The sequence below is a fragment of the Citrobacter sp. Cb080 genome (genome assembly GCF_030334745.1).
Lineage (GTDB): Bacteria > Pseudomonadota > Gammaproteobacteria > Enterobacterales > Enterobacteriaceae > Citrobacter > Citrobacter braakii.
The window spans coordinates 231,236-250,171 of record NZ_JAOWDG010000082.1 but is presented as its reverse complement, the minus strand read 5'-3'; the positions used below and the strand labels follow the sequence as shown (position 1 = coordinate 250,171).

General features: G+C 47.4%; 16 protein-coding genes. 13 read left to right on the top strand and 3 right to left on the bottom strand.

From position 1 onward, the window contains the following. Positions 1 to 91 precede the first annotated feature (91 nt). The 3 genes from OGV38_RS22200 to OGV38_RS22190 all read left to right on the top strand — a co-directional run bounded on the left by OGV38_RS22200 (position 92) and on the right by OGV38_RS22190 (position 3,326). Positions 92 to 1,299, top strand: a protein-coding gene (locus OGV38_RS22200; protein ID WP_117086587.1) for an IS3 family transposase whose coding sequence is annotated in 2 segments (ribosomal slippage) — positions 92 to 413 and positions 413 to 1,299 — 1,209 coding nt in all. Because the reading frame shifts where the segments join, the coding sequence is not laid out codon by codon here. Positions 1,300 to 1,395: 96 nt separating this feature from the next. Beyond that, positions 1,396 to 2,304 (top strand): tyrosine-type recombinase/integrase, encoded by a 909-nt coding sequence (locus tag OGV38_RS22195; protein WP_286475040.1) that lies wholly within the window; start codon positions 1,396 to 1,398, stop codon positions 2,302 to 2,304. Between the two features lie 350 nt (positions 2,305 to 2,654). Further along, complete coding sequence (locus OGV38_RS22190; RefSeq protein ID WP_286475037.1) at positions 2,655 to 3,326, top strand: YagK/YfjJ domain-containing protein; 672 nt, start codon at positions 2,655 to 2,657, stop codon at positions 3,324 to 3,326. Between the two features lie 322 nt (positions 3,327 to 3,648). On the opposite strand, the gene OGV38_RS22185 is transcribed toward OGV38_RS22190, so the two are convergent. Next, complete coding sequence (locus OGV38_RS22185) at positions 3,649 to 4,227, bottom strand: recombinase family protein (RefSeq protein ID WP_265453562.1); 579 nt, start codon at positions 4,225 to 4,227, stop codon at positions 3,649 to 3,651. 439 nt (positions 4,228 to 4,666) lie between these two features. On the opposite strand from OGV38_RS22185, the gene OGV38_RS22180 reads away from it, so the two are divergent. Beyond that, positions 4,667 to 6,640, top strand: a complete 1,974-nt coding sequence (locus OGV38_RS22180) for a flagellin N-terminal helical domain-containing protein (protein WP_286475029.1) — start codon at positions 4,667 to 4,669, stop codon at positions 6,638 to 6,640. A gap of 80 nt (positions 6,641 to 6,720) precedes the next feature. After that, entirely contained in the window at positions 6,721 to 7,245 is a 525-nt protein-coding gene (locus tag OGV38_RS22175) for a phase-1 flagellin repressor protein (RefSeq protein ID WP_069219472.1), read from the top strand. Between the two features lie 164 nt (positions 7,246 to 7,409). Here OGV38_RS22175 and OGV38_RS22170 read toward each other — a convergent pair whose 3' ends face one another. Together OGV38_RS22170 and OGV38_RS22165 are read right to left on the bottom strand one after the other, a co-directional pair. Next, a complete protein-coding gene (locus OGV38_RS22170) occupies positions 7,410 to 8,045 on the bottom strand; it encodes a hypothetical protein (protein ID WP_231123735.1) in 636 nt (211 codons plus the stop codon). Positions 8,046 to 8,056: 11 nt separating this feature from the next. Continuing rightward, positions 8,057 to 8,302 carry a hypothetical protein gene (locus tag OGV38_RS22165; protein WP_069219473.1) on the bottom strand — a complete coding sequence of 82 codons (246 nt, stop codon included), beginning with the start codon at positions 8,300 to 8,302 and terminating at the stop codon, positions 8,057 to 8,059. Between the two features lie 191 nt (positions 8,303 to 8,493). Between OGV38_RS22165 and OGV38_RS22160 the strand changes: the two genes are divergently transcribed. From OGV38_RS22160 to tdcG, 8 genes are all read left to right on the top strand, one after another. Further along, a complete protein-coding gene (locus tag OGV38_RS22160; RefSeq protein WP_071977982.1) occupies positions 8,494 to 8,703 on the top strand; it encodes a hypothetical protein in 210 nt (69 codons plus the stop codon). 1,007 nt (positions 8,704 to 9,710) lie between these two features. Beyond that, positions 9,711 to 10,649 (top strand): transcriptional regulator TdcA, encoded by a 939-nt coding sequence (gene tdcA, locus OGV38_RS22155; RefSeq protein WP_286475024.1) that lies wholly within the window; start codon positions 9,711 to 9,713, stop codon positions 10,647 to 10,649. A 98-nt stretch (positions 10,650 to 10,747) separates the two neighbouring features. After that, positions 10,748 to 11,737, top strand: a complete 990-nt coding sequence (gene tdcB, locus OGV38_RS22150) for a bifunctional threonine ammonia-lyase/L-serine ammonia-lyase TdcB (protein ID WP_003828594.1) — start codon at positions 10,748 to 10,750, stop codon at positions 11,735 to 11,737. A gap of 22 nt (positions 11,738 to 11,759) precedes the next feature. Next, entirely contained in the window at positions 11,760 to 13,091 is a 1,332-nt protein-coding gene (tdcC, locus tag OGV38_RS22145) for a threonine/serine transporter TdcC (RefSeq protein ID WP_016154633.1), read from the top strand. Between the two features lie 31 nt (positions 13,092 to 13,122). After that, on the top strand, positions 13,123 to 14,331 hold the full coding sequence (gene tdcD / locus OGV38_RS22140) for a propionate kinase (RefSeq protein ID WP_016154632.1): 1,209 nt from the start codon (positions 13,123 to 13,125) through the stop codon (positions 14,329 to 14,331). Between the two features lie 28 nt (positions 14,332 to 14,359). Beyond that, the gene (gene pflB, locus OGV38_RS22135) at positions 14,360 to 16,654 is read left to right on the top strand and encodes a formate C-acetyltransferase (RefSeq protein WP_286475021.1); all 2,295 of its coding nucleotides are present in this window, start codon (positions 14,360 to 14,362) and stop codon (positions 16,652 to 16,654) included. 13 nt (positions 16,655 to 16,667) lie between these two features. Then, positions 16,668 to 17,063: an enamine/imine deaminase gene (locus tag OGV38_RS22130; RefSeq protein WP_269518998.1), complete on the top strand. Its 396-nt coding sequence runs from the start codon at positions 16,668 to 16,670 to the stop codon at positions 17,061 to 17,063. Positions 17,064 to 17,150: 87 nt separating this feature from the next. Next, positions 17,151 to 18,515: an L-serine ammonia-lyase gene (gene tdcG, locus OGV38_RS22125; protein ID WP_047413964.1), complete on the top strand. Its 1,365-nt coding sequence runs from the start codon at positions 17,151 to 17,153 to the stop codon at positions 18,513 to 18,515. The last annotated feature ends 421 nt before the right edge of the window (positions 18,516 to 18,936 follow it).

The following is an 18,936-nucleotide window of genomic DNA, read 5'->3' as shown; positions in this document are numbered from 1 at the left end:
TGATGTAGCCCCCTGAAACACCGGACAGTAGCTGTATCTCCAGATAAGAGATAGGCTTGAATATATGTCTAACACTAACGCCAATTTTGAGATGACCGGGATCCTGTTAGGGCAAGAAGTCCGTAAACGTAAAACTCCTCAGGAGAAGATCGCCATTATCCAGCAGACGATGGAGCCGGGTATGAATGTCTCCCATGTCGCCCGCCTGCATGGTATCCAGCCCAGCCTGCTGTTTAAGTGGAAGAAGCAATATCAGGAAGGCAGCCTCACCGCCGTTGCGGCTGGAGAGGAAGTCGTTCCTGCTTCTGAGCTTACTGCTGCTCTGAAGCAGGTCCGGGAGCTTCAGCGCCTTCTGGGCAAGAAGACGATGGAAGTTGAGATCCTGAAAGAAGCCGTGGAGTACGGTCAGTCGCGAAAATGGATAGCGCACGCGCCCTTGTTGCCAAAGGACGGGGAATAGCCATGGTCTGCCGGACCATGGGCGTGTCGCGTGCGCAACTGTCACTGCGGATTAACCGTTCTGCCGACTGGCAGGACAGGCGCTGTAACCGGCGTAATGAAGAAGCAGACGCAGAAATACTGTCGGCTATCCTCAACATTATCAGCGATATGCCGAGTTATGGTTATCGACGCGTGTGGGGCATCCTGCGCAAGCAACGTCGCACAGAGGGACAGCTACCTGTGAATGCCAAACGGCTTTACAGGATAATGCGTGAGCATAACCTGTTGTTGTTGCATCACAAACCAGAGCGACCGAAGCGTGAACATAAGGGCAAGATAGCGGTGGCAGAAAGCGATATGCGCTGGTGTTCAGATGGCTTCGAGTTCGGCTGCGACAACGGCGAAAAACTGCGGGTAACGTTCGCGCTGGACTGCTGCGACCGTGAGGCCATAGACTGGGCAGCAAGCACGGGAGGCTATGACAGTTCGACCGTGCAGGATGTGATGCTGAGGTCGGTGGAAAAGCGCTTCGGCGACAGGTTGCCCGACACAGCGGTGCAGTGGCTGACGGATAACGGTTCAGCGTATACCGCGTATGAAACGCGGAGGTTCGCGAGAGAGCTGAATCTGGAGCCCTGCACAACAGCGGTGAGCAGCCCGCAGAGTAATGGCATGGCCGAACGGTTCGTGAAAACGATGAAAGAAGACTATATCGCGTTCATGCCAAAACCGGATGTGAGAACAGCACTGCGAAACCTTGCAGTAGCGTTCACGCATTACAATGAAAACCACCCGCACAGCGCGCTGGGATATCACTCCCCGAGGGAATACCGGCGGCAGCGGACATCGTTAACTTAAGATACAAAAGCTGTTCGGAGATGGAGGGTCAAGATCACCTCTGGGATTACTTTATCTAAGGCATGGCAGGGATTTCTCGCATTTAAGTCTGATTGGGTGCCTAAGATTCGACAGGGTAATGAGAAATATTATGAAGTGATAGAGATGGTTCTTGGTGCTGATACGTTAGTTACTGAAATCACTCGGCGCGATATTAAACACTTGCTTGAAGTCGTTGAAGGTCTGCCTCGCCAAAACAAGAGGCCATACAACAGGATGACTATCCAGCAATGTTTAGATTTAGATGAAGTTCCAGAAGAAGACTTAGTTTCATCAAAAACGGTCAAAGATTATCTGAAACTTTGTCAGGGGTTATTTTCAACCTACCTGACCAAAGAAGAGGATATTCTTGAATTACCGCCTACAAACAACGTCAAGTATGAAGCAAAAAGTCACAGCTACGGCCATTACAATCGTACAGAAATGAGAAAAATGGTAGAACACTTCGCGACATTAGATGGTTGGAATAAATGGGTTTTTTTGTTGCTAGCGTATACAGGGGCCCGTCGTTCTGAAATCGCAAAACTGAGGGTTTCAGATGTGCGCTTGGACGACGATAGCCAACGGTATTACATAATGATCGGAGATAGTAAGACTGAGGCGGGGATTCGACAGGTTCCTATCTCACAACGTTTGATCAATATGGGTTTTTTGGATTATTTGGATAGCAAAAAGGCAGATACCAACTTGTTCCCAGAAATCACTAATACAAGTCAGGTAACGCGGCTTTTCCATGCGATACGTGAGCAATTGGGTATTGATTATCTTGATGATTATAAAAATAGACGTATTGTGCACAGCTTACGTCACACTTTCGTAACTGAGATTCAGGCAAAGCATACCCTCACACTTGTTCAGCAAACGATAGGCCACGAACATTCAAACCAAGGGCAAACCAAGGTTTACACGGGCAAGATGAAAGTTTCGGATTTGCTTCCAGTTGTTGATAGTGTTGATTGGTTTTAGTGATAGTCATTCTAATTCAATGGGATTGCTGGACCGTAGCCAAGAACTTATCGCTTGTGAAGCATTGAATTAGGCTATAGCAAAAGCGGAAAAATGGCAGAAACAAACCTGAAAAATGCCGACGAAGAAAATAATCATTGAATTGGAATAAAAAAAATAATATGATTCTTGGTTAAGCTCTATTTGTGGCATGTTTTCTGAGTAAAATAAACAAACATTTCTGTCCGTAAAAGCCAGCGCCGGTGCCTGCTCGGGGGCCATCCCTTATGCTCGTCGCGTACTGGTTTTTATTATTATCTTAAAGAGATATATCTGGTAAGTGGGGGGTTGTTATTTCTGTTCTTAGTGAATTGTCATTAACTCAGTACATCTCACATCACCGTGACAGTAGTGGGCGTTACTCTCTGATCCATAGCCCCGTTTATTCACTTGGTGGTCTCGAATACCAGCTCAACCACGACCCGGATGACAAAAACAGCAACCCCATCCGTAAAGAGATCATAGATAAATTTATTACTCAGCTTCGCGCCATGCAGTCACACTACCGTGAAGTCTATGGTTTTCGCTTTGACCTATCAGTGCCGGAAGGAATGAGCGCTGAGGAAAGCAATAAATTAATCAGCGAACTGTTCACCCGCCTGCGTGGCGAGTTTACAGCGAAAGCGTGGAGTAATCAGCCAATCAGGAAATTTGCCTACGGCTGGGTTCGCGAAAAAGAAAAGGTGAAACAGGTACACTATCACTGCTGGATTGCCCTGCCTTACTTCCAGGTCAGAACGGCAGGCTTTGGTGATGATGGAATGATCGGGCGTATCAGCCGGATATGGACTGACCTGACAAACGGAGTTTCAAGGGTTCATCTTCCACATGGCAGATATATAATCAGGCAATGTGACCATGCTTCACTGGTGGAGATGGTTAAGCGAATTTCTTATCTTGCCAAGAATCGCGGAAAATCATCTGATCAGAAAGGACAACCAAAAATGTTTTCCGGTTCCAGATTACAAATGAAAGCATCCTGAATACCATAATCGCTAAATCCTTCGTGTAACTCTTTCTGAGCCATTTAAAAAGCATGGCAGTACCTTCGCATTACCCACACCCAAAAAAGCGCTCACGATAGCGCTCATTGCGTTTAACAATGCCTTCTCTCATACACCACAGCTTAACTTTTAAATATAGCACTCCATCACTATCTTTTCCAGGCGGATTTAAGCTGGTGTGCGGCTCCGCTGGATTTACTGTCGCCGGAATATTTCGAATTAATTGACCCGAAAATAGCCATAATTAAGCCTCACGCGCTGGCAGGGCAGCATCTGAATCTGAGTGAAGACAGGTTAAATCTTACGCCTCTTTGATGTTCCAGTTTCGTTTGATAGTCGGGAGACTTAAATTCAGTGCTAACGCCGCTTTGGACTGACTCAGCCCCTTAGCTCTGGCTTCCTGTACACGCTGAAGGGTATCTGACGCAACCGGACGGCCTAACTTCTTCCCTTCCTTCCTGGCTCTTACTAAACCCTCTTTTGTGCGTTCAATGATGCGGGATTTTTCGAACTCCGCAAACGCAGAAAACATTTGCAGCATCAACTTCCCTTCCGCGCTGGAAAGGTTACGCACAGGCAGATCCAGTGAAACAACCTCAATCCCTTTTTCAACCAGCATTGAAATAGTTTGCTGAACGTCAATGTTGTCTCTTCCTAAGCGGTCCAGTTTCAATACTACAAGCTGATCCCCAGCCTCCAGTTTATGAGTCACCATATCAGCAAAGCCTTTGCGCTGCATTGCCTGTACTCCCCCTGACACGGTTTCTGATACCACCCTGTTATCATTCACCTCATAGCCAGCCTGACGAATCGCCATAATCTGGTTTTCTGTTGACTGTTCGCTGGTGGACACACGGCAATATGCAAATGTACGGCCCATAATATCTCCCCTGATTGGTATCAAAAACGGTATCATAATTAACTAATGGTATCATAATGTCAACATGCTAATTTAATGACACCAATTTAGGGTAGGGTTTACTGGTGTCATAAAACGTTAGATTGTTGATACCAGCTAGGTCAATGTCATTGACCTGTATGATATTTGTAAAAGATCGAGAGTTGCCTTTGGAAGCTAACGGAACATGCTTGACCGATCAGACAATCATTTAGCAATTTTTTGTGAAGAGACGAGATAAGACATACCTGATGAAAATTCTATCGTATTGGGTATATGACGAACAGCGGAACTTTGTGTATTAAATATAGTTAAAACAATAATTTAATATTAACAAAAAAAATATAAAGTTTAGGTCAAAGTTGTCGATAACTTGAATGACACAGGTAAGCCTGGCTTATACACCCAAAAGGAAAATTTTATGGCACAAGTCATCAATACTAACAGCCTGTCGCTGTTGACTCAAAATAACCTGAACAAATCACAGTCTTCTCTGAGTTCGGCTATCGAGCGTCTGTCTTCCGGACTGCGTATCAACAGCGCGAAAGACGATGCTGCAGGTCAGGCGATTGCTAACCGTTTCACATCTAACATCAAAGGCCTTACTCAGGCTTCCCGAAACGCCAACGATGGTATCTCTGTTGCTCAGACAACTGAAGGCGCGCTGTCTGAAATCAATAACAACCTGCAGCGTGTTCGTGAGTTGGCTGTTCAGGCAACCAACGGCATCAACTCCCAGTCCGACCTGGACTCTATCCAGAATGAAATCACCCAGCGTCTGGGCGAAATCGACCGCGTATCCGGTCAGACTCAGTTCAACGGCGTGAAAGTGCTGGCGTCCGACAGCTCCATGAAAATCCAGGTTGGTGCGAACGATGGCGAAACCATCACTATCGACCTGAAAGAAATCACCTCTAAGACTCTTGGCCTGACTGGCTTCAACGTGAACGGTAAAGGTGAAGTAGCGAACAAAGCTGCTACTGCAGATAGCCTGACGCTGGCTGGATTTGATAAAGGTGTACCTGATAAAGATGGTACCATTACTTTCAAAAAGGATGTCGATAATGCTAAAGCGACAGCCTCAGATGTGATGACAAGCGTTAAAGATAAAAGCACCTTACATTTTGACGGCACCGGTAATGGGCTTGGCGTTGCAGCCACAGATAATAAATACACTTACGATGCAGCAAGTAAATCGTATAGCTTTAGCGCGACAGGAGTTTCTTCTACAAACGCTCTGAATAAATTTGCTCCAAACGCCGGGGATTCATTCACCGCGAATGTAAAAATTGGCGCAACTACCCAAGATGTAAAAGTAAGTAAAGACGGAACTATCACATCCACAGATGGCAAAGCGCTTTTTCTGGATGCTAAGGGTAACCTGACCCAGACAAGTAACGGCCAGACTAAGGCGGCTACCTGGGATAATCTGATTGCTAATACCGATACTACCGGTTTAGACGCTTATGGTAATCCGACTGCATCAGCCGTAAACACAACGATTAAAGTTGGAGATACTACGATTACCTCAGTAGGCGGCAGTGCAGAAATGCACAAAGCTAATGCTTATTCAGCTGCTTATAAAACTGCATATGATAATGCTTATGCTACTAAATATAATGCAGATTATAAAACAACATATGACGCTCAAATTAACGGCGGTGCTGATACTGCTGATGCTGAAGCCGCTGCAACTGCTTTTGCTACAGGAACCGCAAAAACTGCGGGTGATACCGCAGGTGTAGCAGCGGGTACGCTTGCAAAAACTGCAATGACTACTCCGTCTAACGCAACAGTAGACGTATCCGGAGCAAAAATTTCAGCTACGGAAATGGCAAAAGATATCAGCACTGGTGATTTCACGGTTACTGACGGCGAAGGGGCTGGTGTATATTCAGTTACTGCGGGCGCTGTAAAATATGATTCGGATGGCGCAGGAACTGCTGCTACAGCTAAGGATGCTTTTACCGATATCGAAGGTAAACTGACCAACGTCGCTAAAGAAACTGTGAACTACTATGCTCACTCCAATGGTGCTGTCACAAACAACGCTGGCTCAAAAATTTACCTAAATGAAAGTGGTAAACTGACTACCGAGTCCACCACAAAGTCAACATCTACCTCCGATCCGTTGAAAGCGTTGGATGACGCTCTGGCTAAAGTTGACGCACTGCGTTCCGACCTGGGTGCAGTACAGAACCGTTTCGATTCTGCTATCACCAACCTGGGCAACACTGTAAACAACCTGTCTTCTGCTCGTAGCCGTATCGAAGATTCCGACTACGCGACCGAAGTATCTAACATGTCTCGTGCACAGATCCTGCAACAGGCGGGTACTTCTGTTCTGGCGCAGGCTAACCAGACCACGCAGAACATACTGTCTCTGCTGCGTTAATATAGTTTATAGTACTAAGCCCCGTGATTGCGGGGCTTTTTTGTTTAATGTGCTAAAACTGGTTCTAAGGTACAACTGTTATGAATGATATCTCATATGGTCGAGAAGCGGAAAAATGGCCCCGTGAATATTCTACGCTTGCTCGCAGGATACAATTTCTACGCTTCAATGATTATCCTGTAAAGTTGGTAAGCGGCAACGGGCAATCAATAATCGGTTATATTTCAAAGTTTAATCAGAAAGAAAATATGATCTTGGCATCTGATGAAGCTAAGGGAAGCAATAGGATTGAGGTAAAACTTGAGTTTCTCGCATCACTCGAAGAATTGCCGATTGGCGAAAGTTTAACCGCAAGACTTATTGCTGCTGATGTTTTTAATGTTCAGCCATGTGACCCAACAAGGAAAGACTTTTTCTCTATCTGCAATAAGTGCTTTAAACAAGGGGTGGGTATAAAAGTACATATGCTAGATGGGCGTATTCTGATAGGGGAAACAACAGGTGTTAATGCTTGCCAAGTCGGAATGATTAGACCAAATGGCAACCATATGCAGATCATGTTTGACTGGGTTAGCAGAATAACCTCTTCAGATTACTCTGATTAAATATTAATATTATCAGTTGGTTATCATTATTTAAAAGGATACTTGGTCAAGAGAATGAGTAACTAACTCAATAAATATGGATCCGTTTAGCTGAGCTTGCATCTTGTTTTGTTTTCAACATGACGTTACTAAAAGAGGCCGCTAGATGCAGCCCTTGAGATTCGTCATCGGAAATCTTTCATTCTGAATTTGTACGTTACGTCGTCAGAGTCCGCGTGTAACTCTTTCACTGTGAGTTCGTCATATCGAACCATAAACACCACATTAAATTCAACATTACTAGTACCCCGCCAACGGTTAGAACTTTGACCTGACTCTGTCCAAATCACGTTGTCATCAGATAATTTACAGTTGAATGAAAAACGCTGGTTATCCGAAGGGCGCATGTATGAAACAGTAAACACTCCAGCCGTTTTCGTTTTGGCTACTTGAGTTTTACCCACACTCTTACCGAACATACCTGCAATTGCTGCCTTACAGACTTGAGATTGAGTGAATGGCGTAGTTGATGCTGGCATAAGGTTCACCGACGCAGCTTTCTTTACCTTTACTGCTTCACGCGCAACAAATGGCTGGCTTGTTGGGGCATCATTGCTAGCTACATCATTCGAGTAATAGGCGTTCCCAGTATTCTCACTACCACCGCCACTACATCCTTTATAAATCGCGATTGCGATGAAACCTAAAAAAATGAATCCTCTCACGGGAGACTGATATGGTTTTTTAACACCACAACCTGGACACACTTTCGCTTCTGAAGAAACCTTCTGCCCACACTCTCTGCAAGACCTTATTGCCATGATACAAGTCCTTAATCATTAACTTCGACGGTATACCGCCCGCCTTTGTCCTTAATTATGTACTGATATACGTCATCGCAGAACACAGTGACTGAGCCACCAAAAGCAGCAGGGAAGACACCATTCACTTTGTCACATTGATAGCCAGCATTACGAATAACAGCCTGGCTTTCTGATTTCAGTTCAGGCGATCCATCACCCGCCAGCACGCAATTGGACATGCTAACCCCCAGAAATACCGCAACAATCTTTTTCATAATAGCCTCATTAGTTGAGTAAAGTTTGTGCACCATAGGCAAACACAAGGATGTGATTAAATTACTTTAATCGATTGATACTATAAAATCGATCGGTAAAATTGATCAACGTAGTTACTATAATCGTCTAAGGAGATTGAAGCTTGCTAAGCTGTCGTGATTGGTGAAAAACGAACATTGAGGGGTTAAGGATGAAAGGTTCTGTATTGATATTTTGCAGTTTATTGTTGCCGTTTAGTGCCAACGCGGGTCGAATAACGATGAGTAACCCAGATCAATCGACGATGGAAAATGGTCGGACTCTCTGTGTTTATAGCAATAGCATTTACACGTTTACCTATATCACGAAGTCGAAACATTGCCCGTACAGCAAAAGCTTCAACACGGCTGATAGCGAGTAAATTTCAGGACTATCGTTGTGATACAAAGTGGGATACAGTCTGTGATACAAGACAACACAAACGCCACAGATGCCTGACGTATGGTTGATTTTTCCTGACTTATCGGTCAGCTTCACCTCTTTATAAAACCCCGCTTCGGCGGGGTTTTTGCTTTGTAGGCAGACTGTCCACGACGCTATACTCAAAAGAACGCGGCTTATCGGTCAAATTCACTCTTTATAAAACCCCGCTTTGGCGGGGTTTTTGCTTTATAGACCGGATAAGACGTTTACACTGCCATCCGGCAGACGTTTTTCCTGTCGTGTTGTAGTTGGTTCACCACGAATCTGGCCTTTATTTCCCATTCATCTCATCGTTATTTGACCTTTATTTACGCACTGAACTTCTTTTATCTAAGGGAATGTCTTGCGGGATATTTCATTTTTTGTGATGACTAGCACAAAACGCTGCGCGATACGTTTTTATCGAGAATAATCGAACGCAATCGATCGCCATCACAAAATTACTGGCTGATAAATTGTACAAAACTACTGTTAATGCAATGTTGCATGTGATGATTATTTGTATGTTTTGGTTTAAATATTAATAAATGCAATGTTTCTTTACAAACAAATAAGGCTAAAAAACGTGATGCGTAACGTTATTTGACCACTATAAACGATAAAATATAATTATATTTGATAAGTTGCTTATTAAATTTAAGCGCTGTTTTGCCTGGTAATTACTCTGTAATTGATTGAAATATAGCCTTTCGTGGTTTTAAGAAATAGCAGGAGAAATGGTGTTGTTATAGCCATAAAAAATCGTTATCCCCCCATCTTTTTTTGATTAAAGTCAGGATAAAGTGAGATCGATATTTCATATCTATATGATTATTAAGTGATTTCAATTTAAATAATAGTCTTACAAAATGTAAGTCAAGGGGATTTGTGAGTGGTAGCACATATCCTCGTTCGCTTAATTTGGTACACTTCCTGCCGTCAACAAAGTAATTAGCGCAGGTCGATATGAATACTATTACACTCCCTAAAACACAGCACTTAGTGGTCTTTCAGGAAGTCATTAGAAGTGGTTCTATCGGCTCAGCTGCAAAAGAATTAGGTTTAACTCAACCGGCTGTCAGCAAAATCATTAATGATGTAGAAGCTTATTTCGGTATTGAGTTAGTCGTACGCAAAAATACTGGTGTGACTTTAACTCAGGCAGGTCAGGTTATGCTCTCATGGTCTGAATCTATTACCCGTGAAATGAAGAACATGGTTGATGAGATGAACAGCATGACGAGCAATGCGGTCGTTGATGTGTCGTTTGGCTTTCCTTCACTGATTGCCTTCACCATCATGCCCGGCATGATTAAAAAATTCAAAGAAGTGTTCCCGAAAGCGCAGGTTTCCATGTATGAAGCTCAGCTCTCCTCGTTCTTACCTGCGATTCGTGACGGGCGTCTGGACTTCGCGATCGGTACGCTGAGTGATGAGATGAAACTGCACGATCTGCATGTTGAACCGCTCTTTGAGTCAGACTTCATCCTGGTTGCCAGCAAGTCCCGAACATGCACCGGCATCACCTCGCTGAGCGCGTTGAAAAACGAACAGTGGGTGTTGCCACAAACGAATATGGGGTACTACAGTGAACTTCTAACCACGTTACAAAATAATGGCATCAGCAGTGAAAACATCGTTAAAACAGACTCCGTCGTTACGATTTATAATCTTGTTCTCAATGCTGATTTCTTAACAGTAATTCCCTGCGATATGACCACACCATTTGGCTCAAACCAGTTTATTACTATCCCGGTAGAAGAAACCTTACCCGTCGCGCGTTATGCCGCCGTATGGTCGAAAAATTATCGAATTAAAAAAGCAACATCTATTTTGGTGGAATTAGCCAAAGAGTATTCATCATATAATTGTCGGAGACGAAGGCAATTAATTGAAATTGATTAAAGATTGAATTTGTTTTAACACGAAATCAACGCCATCTGTCTATATCTGACAATGGTCACGGCTATCTATTTACTTTAATACCCTAGTAAGAGGTTCTAATGCACATTACATACGATCTCCCAGTTGCAATTGAAGATATCCTCGAAGCGAAAAAAAGACTGGCGGGGAAAATTTATAAAACGGGAATGCCTCGCTCTAACTATTTTAGTGAACGTTGCAAAGGGGAAATTTTCCTCAAGTTTGAAAATATGCAGCGTACCGGTTCATTTAAAATCCGTGGTGCGTTTAACAAGCTCAGTTCATTAACCGAAGCTGAAAGATGTAAGGGCGTGGTGGCTTGCTCTGCAGGTAACCATGCGCAAGGGGTTTCTCTCTCCTGCGCCATGCTCGGAATCGACGGCAAAGTGGTCATGCCGAAAGGCGCGCCGAAGTCTAAAGTTGCTGCAACCTGCGATTATTCCGCAGAGGTTGTGCTGCACGGCGACAACTTCAACGACACCATCGCTAAGGTTAGCGAGATTGTGGAAACTGAAGGCCGTATCTTTATTCCGCCATATGATGACCCGAAAGTGATTGCTGGTCAGGGCACTATTGGTCTGGAAATTCTGGAAGATCTGTACGATGTCGATAACGTGATTGTGCCAATTGGCGGTGGCGGACTGATTGCTGGTATTGCGGTGGCAATTAAATCTATTAACCCGACTATTAAAATTATTGGCGTACAGTCTGAAAATGTTCATGGCATGGCGGCTTCTTTCCACGCTGGAGAAATAACCACGCACCGAACGACCGGCACCCTGGCGGATGGTTGTGACGTTTCCCGCCCGGGTACTTTAACGTATGAAATTGTTCGTGAGTTGGTGGATGACATTGTCCTGGTCAGCGAAGATGAAATTCGCAACAGCATGGTGGCATTAATTCAGCGAAATAAAGTTGTGACTGAAGGTGCCGGCGCGCTGGCTTGCGCAGCATTATTAAGCGGGAAATTAGATAGCTATATCCAGAACAGAAAAACAGTCAGCATTATTTCTGGCGGTAATATCGACCTTTCTCGTGTATCTCAAATTACTGGTTTAGTTGACGCTTAATATACTTCGTTGAGGATAGGATATGAGTACTACTGATAGCATTGTATCCAGCCAGACAAAACAGTCGTCCTGGCGCAAATCGGACACCACCTGGACACTGGGTTTATTTGGTACAGCCATCGGCGCCGGGGTGCTGTTCTTCCCTATCCGCGCAGGTTTTGGCGGACTGATCCCCATTCTGATAATGCTGGTGTTAGCATACCCCATCGCCTTCTATTGCCACCGTGCGCTGGCACGCCTGTGTCTTTCCGGTTCTAACCCTTCCGGTAATATCACAGAAACGGTTGAAGAGCACTTTGGTAAAACGGGCGGCGTGGTTATCACGTTCCTCTACTTCTTTGCGATTTGTCCGCTGCTGTGGATTTATGGCGTCACCATTACCAACACCTTTATGACCTTTTGGGAAAACCAGTTGCAGATGCCAGCGTTAAACCGTGGCTTCGTGGCACTGTTCCTGCTGCTGCTGATGGCATTCGTTATCTGGTTTGGTAAGGATCTGATGGTTAAAGTGATGAGCTACCTGGTATGGCCGTTTATTGCCAGCCTGGTGCTGATCTCTCTGTCTCTGATTCCTTACTGGAACTCTGCGGTTATCGATCAGGTTGATCTCAGCAATATCGCTCTGACTGGCCATGACGGCATCCTGGTTACCGTGTGGCTGGGTATTTCCATCATGGTGTTCTCTTTCAACTTTTCACCAATCGTTTCTTCCTTCGTGGTCTCTAAACGTGAAGAGTATGAGAAAGATTACGGTCGCGAATTTACCGAGCAGAAATGTTCAAAAATCATCTCCCGCGCCAGTATGCTGATGGTTGCCGTGGTGATGTTCTTTGCCTTTAGCTGCCTGTTCACGCTCTCTCCGGCAAACATGGCGGATGCGAAAGCGCAGAACATTCCAGTACTGTCTTACCTGGCGAACCACTTCGCTTCACTGTCCGGTTCGAAGTCCACCTTCGCGACCGTTCTGGAGTACGGCGCTTCAATCATCGCACTGGTTGCTATCTTCAAATCTTTCTTCGGCCACTACCTGGGCACGCTGGAAGGTCTGAACGGTCTGGTGCTGAAGTTTGGTTACAAAGGCGATAAAACTAAGGTTTCCGCTGGCAAACTTAATACCATCAGCATGATCTTCATCATGGGCTCCACCTGGGTTGTGGCTTACGCCAACCCGAACATCCTGGACCTGATTGAAGCAATGGGCGCGCCGATTATTGCCTCTCTGCTCTGCCTGCTGCCGATGTATGCCATCCGTAAAGCACCGTCACTGGCGAAATACCGTGGCCGTCTGGATAACGTGTTTGTTACCGTGATTGGTCTGCTGACTATCCTGAACATTGTCTACAAACTGTTTTAATCCTTAAGCTCAGGATGAGCGGAGTAGTGAAATGAATGAGTTTCCGGTAGTACTGGTTATTAACTGTGGTTCGTCTTCCATTAAATTCTCAGTGCTGGATGCAGCGAACTGTGAAGTTTTAATGGCGGGAATCGCGGACGGTATTAACTCTGAAAATGCGTTCATAGCAATTAATGGAGGAGAGCCAGCTAAGCTGGCTCACCACAGCTACGAAGACGCATTAAAAGCAATCGCCGTTGAACTGGAAAAACGTAATTTAATGGACAGCGTGGCCTTAATTGGCCACCGCATTGCCCACGGTGGAAATATCTTTACCGAATCAGCAATTATTACTGACGACGTTATCGATAATATTCGCCGGGTATCGCCTTTAGCACCGTTACATAATTATGCGAACCTCAGTGGGATTGAATCCGCACAGCACCTTTTCCCAGGCGTGCAGCAGGTTGCGGTATTTGACACCAGCTTCCACCAGACGATGGCCCCTGAGGCCTATCTTTACGGTCTACCGTGGAAATATTTTGAGGAGTTAGGCGTTCGTCGTTATGGCTTCCACGGCACGTCGCACCGCTATGTATCTCAGCGAGCGCATGAGCTTCTTGAGCTGCAGAGTGATGACTCCGGTCTGGTTGTGGCTCACCTGGGGAACGGCGCGTCAATCTGCGCGGTGCGTAACGGGCAGAGCGTTGATACCTCAATGGGCATGACGCCGTTGGAAGGACTGATGATGGGCACACGCAGCGGTGACGTCGATTTCGGCGCCATGGCGTGGATTGCCAGCGAAACCAACCAGACGCTGAGCGACCTTGAGCGCGTTGTGAATAAAGAGTCCGGTTTACTGGGTATTTCCGGTTTGTCCTCTGACTTACGTACGTTAGAAAAAGCCTGGCACGAGGGACATGAGCGTGCGCAGTTGGCGATTAAAACGTTTGTGCATCGTATCGCGCGCCATATCGCCGGACATGCCGCTTCGCTGCATCGTCTTGATGGGATTATTTTCACCGGTGGAATAGGTGAGAACTCGGTATTAATTCGTCGTCTGGTTATCGAGCATCTCGCCGTTTTAGGGGTGAATATCGACAGCGAGATGAATAGCCTGCCAAATTCCCATGGCGAAAGAATTATCTCTAATAAAGATGCTCGTGTTATTTGTGCAGTTATTCCCACAAATGAAGAGAAAATGATTGCGCGTGATGCCATTGCGTTAGGCAAAATTAATATACCAGTAGAATTTGCATAATTAATTTTCAGCAGAGAGATTATTTTTCATGAAGGTAAATATCGATACCAGCGATATGCTGTATGCCGAAGCCTGGAATGGCTTTAAAGGTACGGACTGGAAAGAAGAAATTAATGTCCGTGATTTTATTCAGCACAACTATACGCCTTATGAAGGGGATGAATCTTTCCTCGCCGAAGCAACGCCAGCGACCACTGCATTGTGGGAAAAAGTCATGGCGGGCATCCGTATTGAAAACTCGACGCACGCGCCGGTTGATTTCGATACCAATATTGCCACCACGATAACCGCACATGATGCGGGTTATATTGAACAAGAACTGGAAAAAATCGTTGGTCTGCAAACGGATAAGCCGCTCAAGCGCGCTCTGCATCCGTTTGGCGGCATCAACATGATCAAAAGCTCTTTTGATGCTTATGGTCGTGAGATGGATGCTGATTTTGAATACCAGTTTACTGAACTGCGTAAAACCCATAACCAGGGCGTATTCGACGCCTACTCTCCGGATATGCTGCGCTGCCGTAAATCCGGCGTGCTGACCGGTCTGCCGGACGGCTATGGCCGTGGTCGTATCATCGGCGACTATCGCCGCGTCGCGCTGTACGGTATCCGCTACCTGGTACGCGAGCGTGAACTGCAGTTTGCCGATCTCCAGTCGAACCTGGAGTGGGGCCAGAATCTTGAAGCCACGATTCGCCTGCGCGAAGAGCTGTCTGAGCACCGTCGCGCCCTGCTACAGATGCAGGAAATGGCAGCGAAGTACGGCTGCGATATCTCCCGCCCGGCGCGTAATGCGCAGGAAGCGGTGCAGTGGGTTTACTTTGCTTACCTGGCTGCGGTGAAATCTCAGAACGGCGGCGCAATGTCGCTGGGCCGTACCGCATCGTTCCTCGACATCTACATTGAGCGCGATTTCAAAGCGGGAATTTTAAACGAGCAGCAGGCGCAGGAGCTGATCGACCACTTCATTATGAAGATCCGTATGGTGCGCTTCCTGCGCACGCCGGAATTCGACACCCTGTTCTCAGGCGACCCTATCTGGGCGACTGAAGTTATCGGCGGCATGGGGCTGGATGGCCGCACGCTGGTAACGAAAAACTCGTTCCGCTACCTGCATACGCTGCACACCATGGGACCGGCGCCTGAGCCGAACCTGACGGTGCTGTGGTCTGAAGCGCTGCCGATTGCCTTCAAAAAGTACGCCGCCCAGGTGTCTATCATCACCTCGTCTTTGCAGTATGAAAACGACGATTTGATGCGTGCCGACTTTGACAGTGATGACTATGCCATTGCCTGCTGCGTAAGCCCGATGGTTATCGGCAAACAAATGCAGTTCTTCGGTGCGCGTGCCAACCTCGCCAAAACGTTGCTGTACGCAATCAACGGCGGCGTGGATGAGAAGCTGAAAATTCAGGTTGGGCCGAAAACGGCACCGTTGATGGATGACGTGCTGGATTACGATACGGTGATGGAGAGCCTGGACCACTTTATGGACTGGCTGGCCGTGCAGTACATCAGCGCGCTGAACATCATCCACTATATGCACGACAAGTACAGCTATGAAGCTTCGCTGATGGCGCTACACGATCGTGATGTCTATCGCACGATGGCTTGTGGTATGGCGGGTCTGTCCGTGGCGGCGGATTCTCTGTCGGCTATCAAATACGCCCGCGTGAAACCGATTCGTGATGAAAACGGTCTGGCTGTCGATTTCGAAATCGAAGGCGACTATCCGCAATACGGCAACAATGACGAGCGAGTAGACAGCATTGCCTGCGACCTGGTTGAACGTTTCATGAAGAAAATTAAGGTGTTGCCAACCTACCGTAATGCGGTGCCGACGCAGTCCATCCTGACCATCACCTCCAACGTGGTGTACGGACAGAAAACCGGTAACACGCCGGACGGACGTCGCGCAGGTACGCCGTTTGCACCAGGGGCTAACCCGATGCACGGTCGCGATCGTAAAGGCGCGGTTGCGTCGTTAACCTCGGTGGCCAAACTGCCGTTTACCTATGCCAAAGACGGCATCTCGTACACCTTCTCCATTGTGCCGGCTGCACTGGGCAAAGAAGATGGGGTGCGTAAAACCAACCTGGTTGGTCTGCTGGACGGTTACTTCCACCATGAAGCGCATGTGGAAGGTGGGCAGCATCTGAACGTTAACGTTATGAGCCGTGAAATGTTGATGGATGCTATTGAGCACCCGGAAAACTATCCAAACCTGACGATCCGCGTGTCTGGCTATGCGGTGCGCTTCAACGCGTTGACCCGTGAACAGCAGCAGGATGTTATTTCACGCACTTTCACCCAGGCGCTCTGACGCCGGAGGGATTATGAGAAAAGTTATTGCAACCGAATGTGCGCCAGGGGCGATTGGGCCTTACGTACAGGGCGTGGATCTGGGCAGCATGGTGTTGACGTCAGGTCAAATCCCGGTGTGTCCACAGACCGGTGAAGTGGTAGAAAACGTGGCCGATCAGGCACGTCAAAGCCTGGAAAACGTGAAAGCGATCGTCGAGTCCGCAGGTTTGAAAGTGAGCGATATCGTGAAGACTACCGTTTTCGTATCCGACCTGAACGACTTCGCCACCATTAACCAGGTGTACCAGCAGTTCTTTGATGAGCATCAGGCTACCTACCCCACGCGCAGTTGCGTACAGGTCGCCCGCTTACCAAAGGATGTGAAGCTGGAGATTGAAGCCATCGCCGTACGTGGCGACACGCTGTAATCCCTTGCGGGGCGATCTCAGGATCGCCCCAATCCTTAATGAGTGTGAAACCTGGTCTTCACTGAACGGCAATCCGAGGGTGTGGATATGATTAGCGCATTCGATATTTTCAAGATTGGCATTGGGCCTTCCAGCTCCCATACCGTGGGGCCAATGAACGCAGGTAAAAGCTTTATCGATCTGTTGGTCAGCAGCGGCGAACTCCCCAGAACCACGCATATTGTGGTCGATCTTTACGGATCGCTTTCCCTGACCGGGAAAGGTCATGCGACAGATGTCGCGATCATGATGGGGCTGGCCGGTAACAGTCCGCAAAACGTTAATATAGACTCAATCGCTGGTTTTACTCAGGAAGTGGCCCGTACCGGACGTTTGCCGGTTGCTGAGGGCGCGCATGTTGTCGATTTCTCTCCAGATGAAAATATTCTCTTTCATACCGAAACCCTGCCACGCCATGAAAATGGCATGCGTATCACCGCGTGGAACGGCACCGAGAGGCTATTAAGCAAAACCTATTACTCCGTCGGCGGTGGTTTTATCATTGAAGAGGAGCAATTTGGGCAGGTGCATGATGTTGAAGCACACGTGCCCTACAATTTTCATTCCGCCAGCGAACTGCTGAAACTGTGCGAGCGCAATGGGCTGTCTGTTTCCGGCTTGATGATGCAAAACGAGCTGGCGATGCGCAGCAAAGAGGAAATCGATGCTGGCTTTGCCGCCATTTGGGACGTCATGCACGCCGGGATTGAGCGCGGCATGAACACCGAAGGTGTCCTGCCGGGGCCGCTTAACGTTCCGCGTCGCGCCGTGGCGTTACGCCGGTTGCTGGTTTCCAGCGATAATCTGTCCAGCGACCCGATGAACGTTATTGACTGGATCAACATGTTCGCGCTGGCCGTGAGCGAAGAAAACGCCGCCGGGTGCCGGGTTGTGACGGCGCCGACCAACGGTGCATGTGGGATTATTCCCGCCGTATTGGCCTATTACGACAAGTTCCGCCGTCCGGTGAATGCGAACTCCATTGCCCGCTATTTGCTGGCCGCGGGGGCGATAGGCGCGCTGTATAAGATGAACGCCTCTATTTCTGGTGCTGAGGTGGGCTGCCAGGGTGAGATTGGCGTAGCCTGTTCAATGGCGGCTGCCGGGCTGACAGAACTGCTGGGCGGTAGCCCGTCGCAGGTCTGCATTGCAGCGGAAATCGCCATGGAGCATAACCTGGGGCTGACCTGCGATCCGGTAGCCGGACAGGTGCAAATACCGTGCATTGAACGTAATGCGATCAACGCAGTAAAAGCCGTCAACGCCGCGCGCATGGCGCTACGTCGAACGTCAGAACCACGCGTTTCGCTCGATAAAGTGATCGAGACCATGTATGAAACGGGCAAAGATATGAACGACAAATACCGTGAAACCTCACGCGGTGGGTTGGCAATTAAAGTGGTTTGTACCTGAGGTGAAAAGCCGTGCCTGGTAAGCGCAGCGCTATCCAGCAATAAATTATTCAATATTGCATGATAAAAAAGGTGCACGTTAGTGCGTAATGCTTGTCAGTTAACGAGGATGAATGGCCGTAGCGATAATGGAAAGTGGCACATACGGAGGTAATGAATCTGTTGCCTCCGGCGTATTGCTACGTTCACCTTAGTGATATCACTTCTCTGAGACAATACGACCTGTGAACGTGTTAAGGGTACTATCGCCGTACCCTTAACAATCCCGGCTCCCGGCGGGAAAATTGCCGCTCCGCGGTTCCCTCCGTTTATTCCTCCAGTCTACCGGGCCGGGCGCGAGGTAGCGTCCCTGCAAAACGCGCCCTGAACCCGCATCCCTGCGGGTTCTCCCGGCCTTACGGAAACACGTCGGCAATTTTCAG

Bases quoted from the DNA above. Each gene is read 5' to 3' on its own strand.
- tdcG (WP_047413964.1), top strand. From the start codon at position 17,151: ATGATTAGCGCATTCGATATTTTCAAGATTGGCATTGGGCCTTCCAGC.
- OGV38_RS22130 (WP_269518998.1), top strand. From the start codon at position 16,668: ATGAGAAAAGTTATTGCAACCGAATGTGCGCCAGGGGCGATTGGGCCT.
- tdcC (WP_016154633.1), top strand. From the start codon at position 11,760: ATGAGTACTACTGATAGCATTGTATCCAGCCAGACAAAACAGTCGTCC.
- tdcB (WP_003828594.1), top strand. From the start codon at position 10,748: ATGCACATTACATACGATCTCCCAGTTGCAATTGAAGATATCCTCGAA.
- pflB (WP_286475021.1), top strand. From the start codon at position 14,360: ATGAAGGTAAATATCGATACCAGCGATATGCTGTATGCCGAAGCCTGG.
- OGV38_RS22165 (WP_069219473.1), bottom strand. From the start codon at position 8,302: ATGAAAAAGATTGTTGCGGTATTTCTGGGGGTTAGCATGTCCAATTGC.
- tdcD (WP_016154632.1), top strand. From the start codon at position 13,123: ATGAATGAGTTTCCGGTAGTACTGGTTATTAACTGTGGTTCGTCTTCC.
- OGV38_RS22160 (WP_071977982.1), top strand. From the start codon at position 8,494: ATGAAAGGTTCTGTATTGATATTTTGCAGTTTATTGTTGCCGTTTAGT.
- OGV38_RS22185 (WP_265453562.1), bottom strand. From the start codon at position 4,227: ATGGGCCGTACATTTGCATATTGCCGTGTGTCCACCAGCGAACAGTCA.
- OGV38_RS22175 (WP_069219472.1), top strand. From the start codon at position 6,721: ATGAATGATATCTCATATGGTCGAGAAGCGGAAAAATGGCCCCGTGAA.
- OGV38_RS22170 (WP_231123735.1), bottom strand. From the start codon at position 8,045: ATGGCAATAAGGTCTTGCAGAGAGTGTGGGCAGAAGGTTTCTTCAGAA.
- OGV38_RS22180 (WP_286475029.1), top strand. From the start codon at position 4,667: ATGGCACAAGTCATCAATACTAACAGCCTGTCGCTGTTGACTCAAAAT.
- tdcA (WP_286475024.1), top strand. From the start codon at position 9,711: ATGAATACTATTACACTCCCTAAAACACAGCACTTAGTGGTCTTTCAG.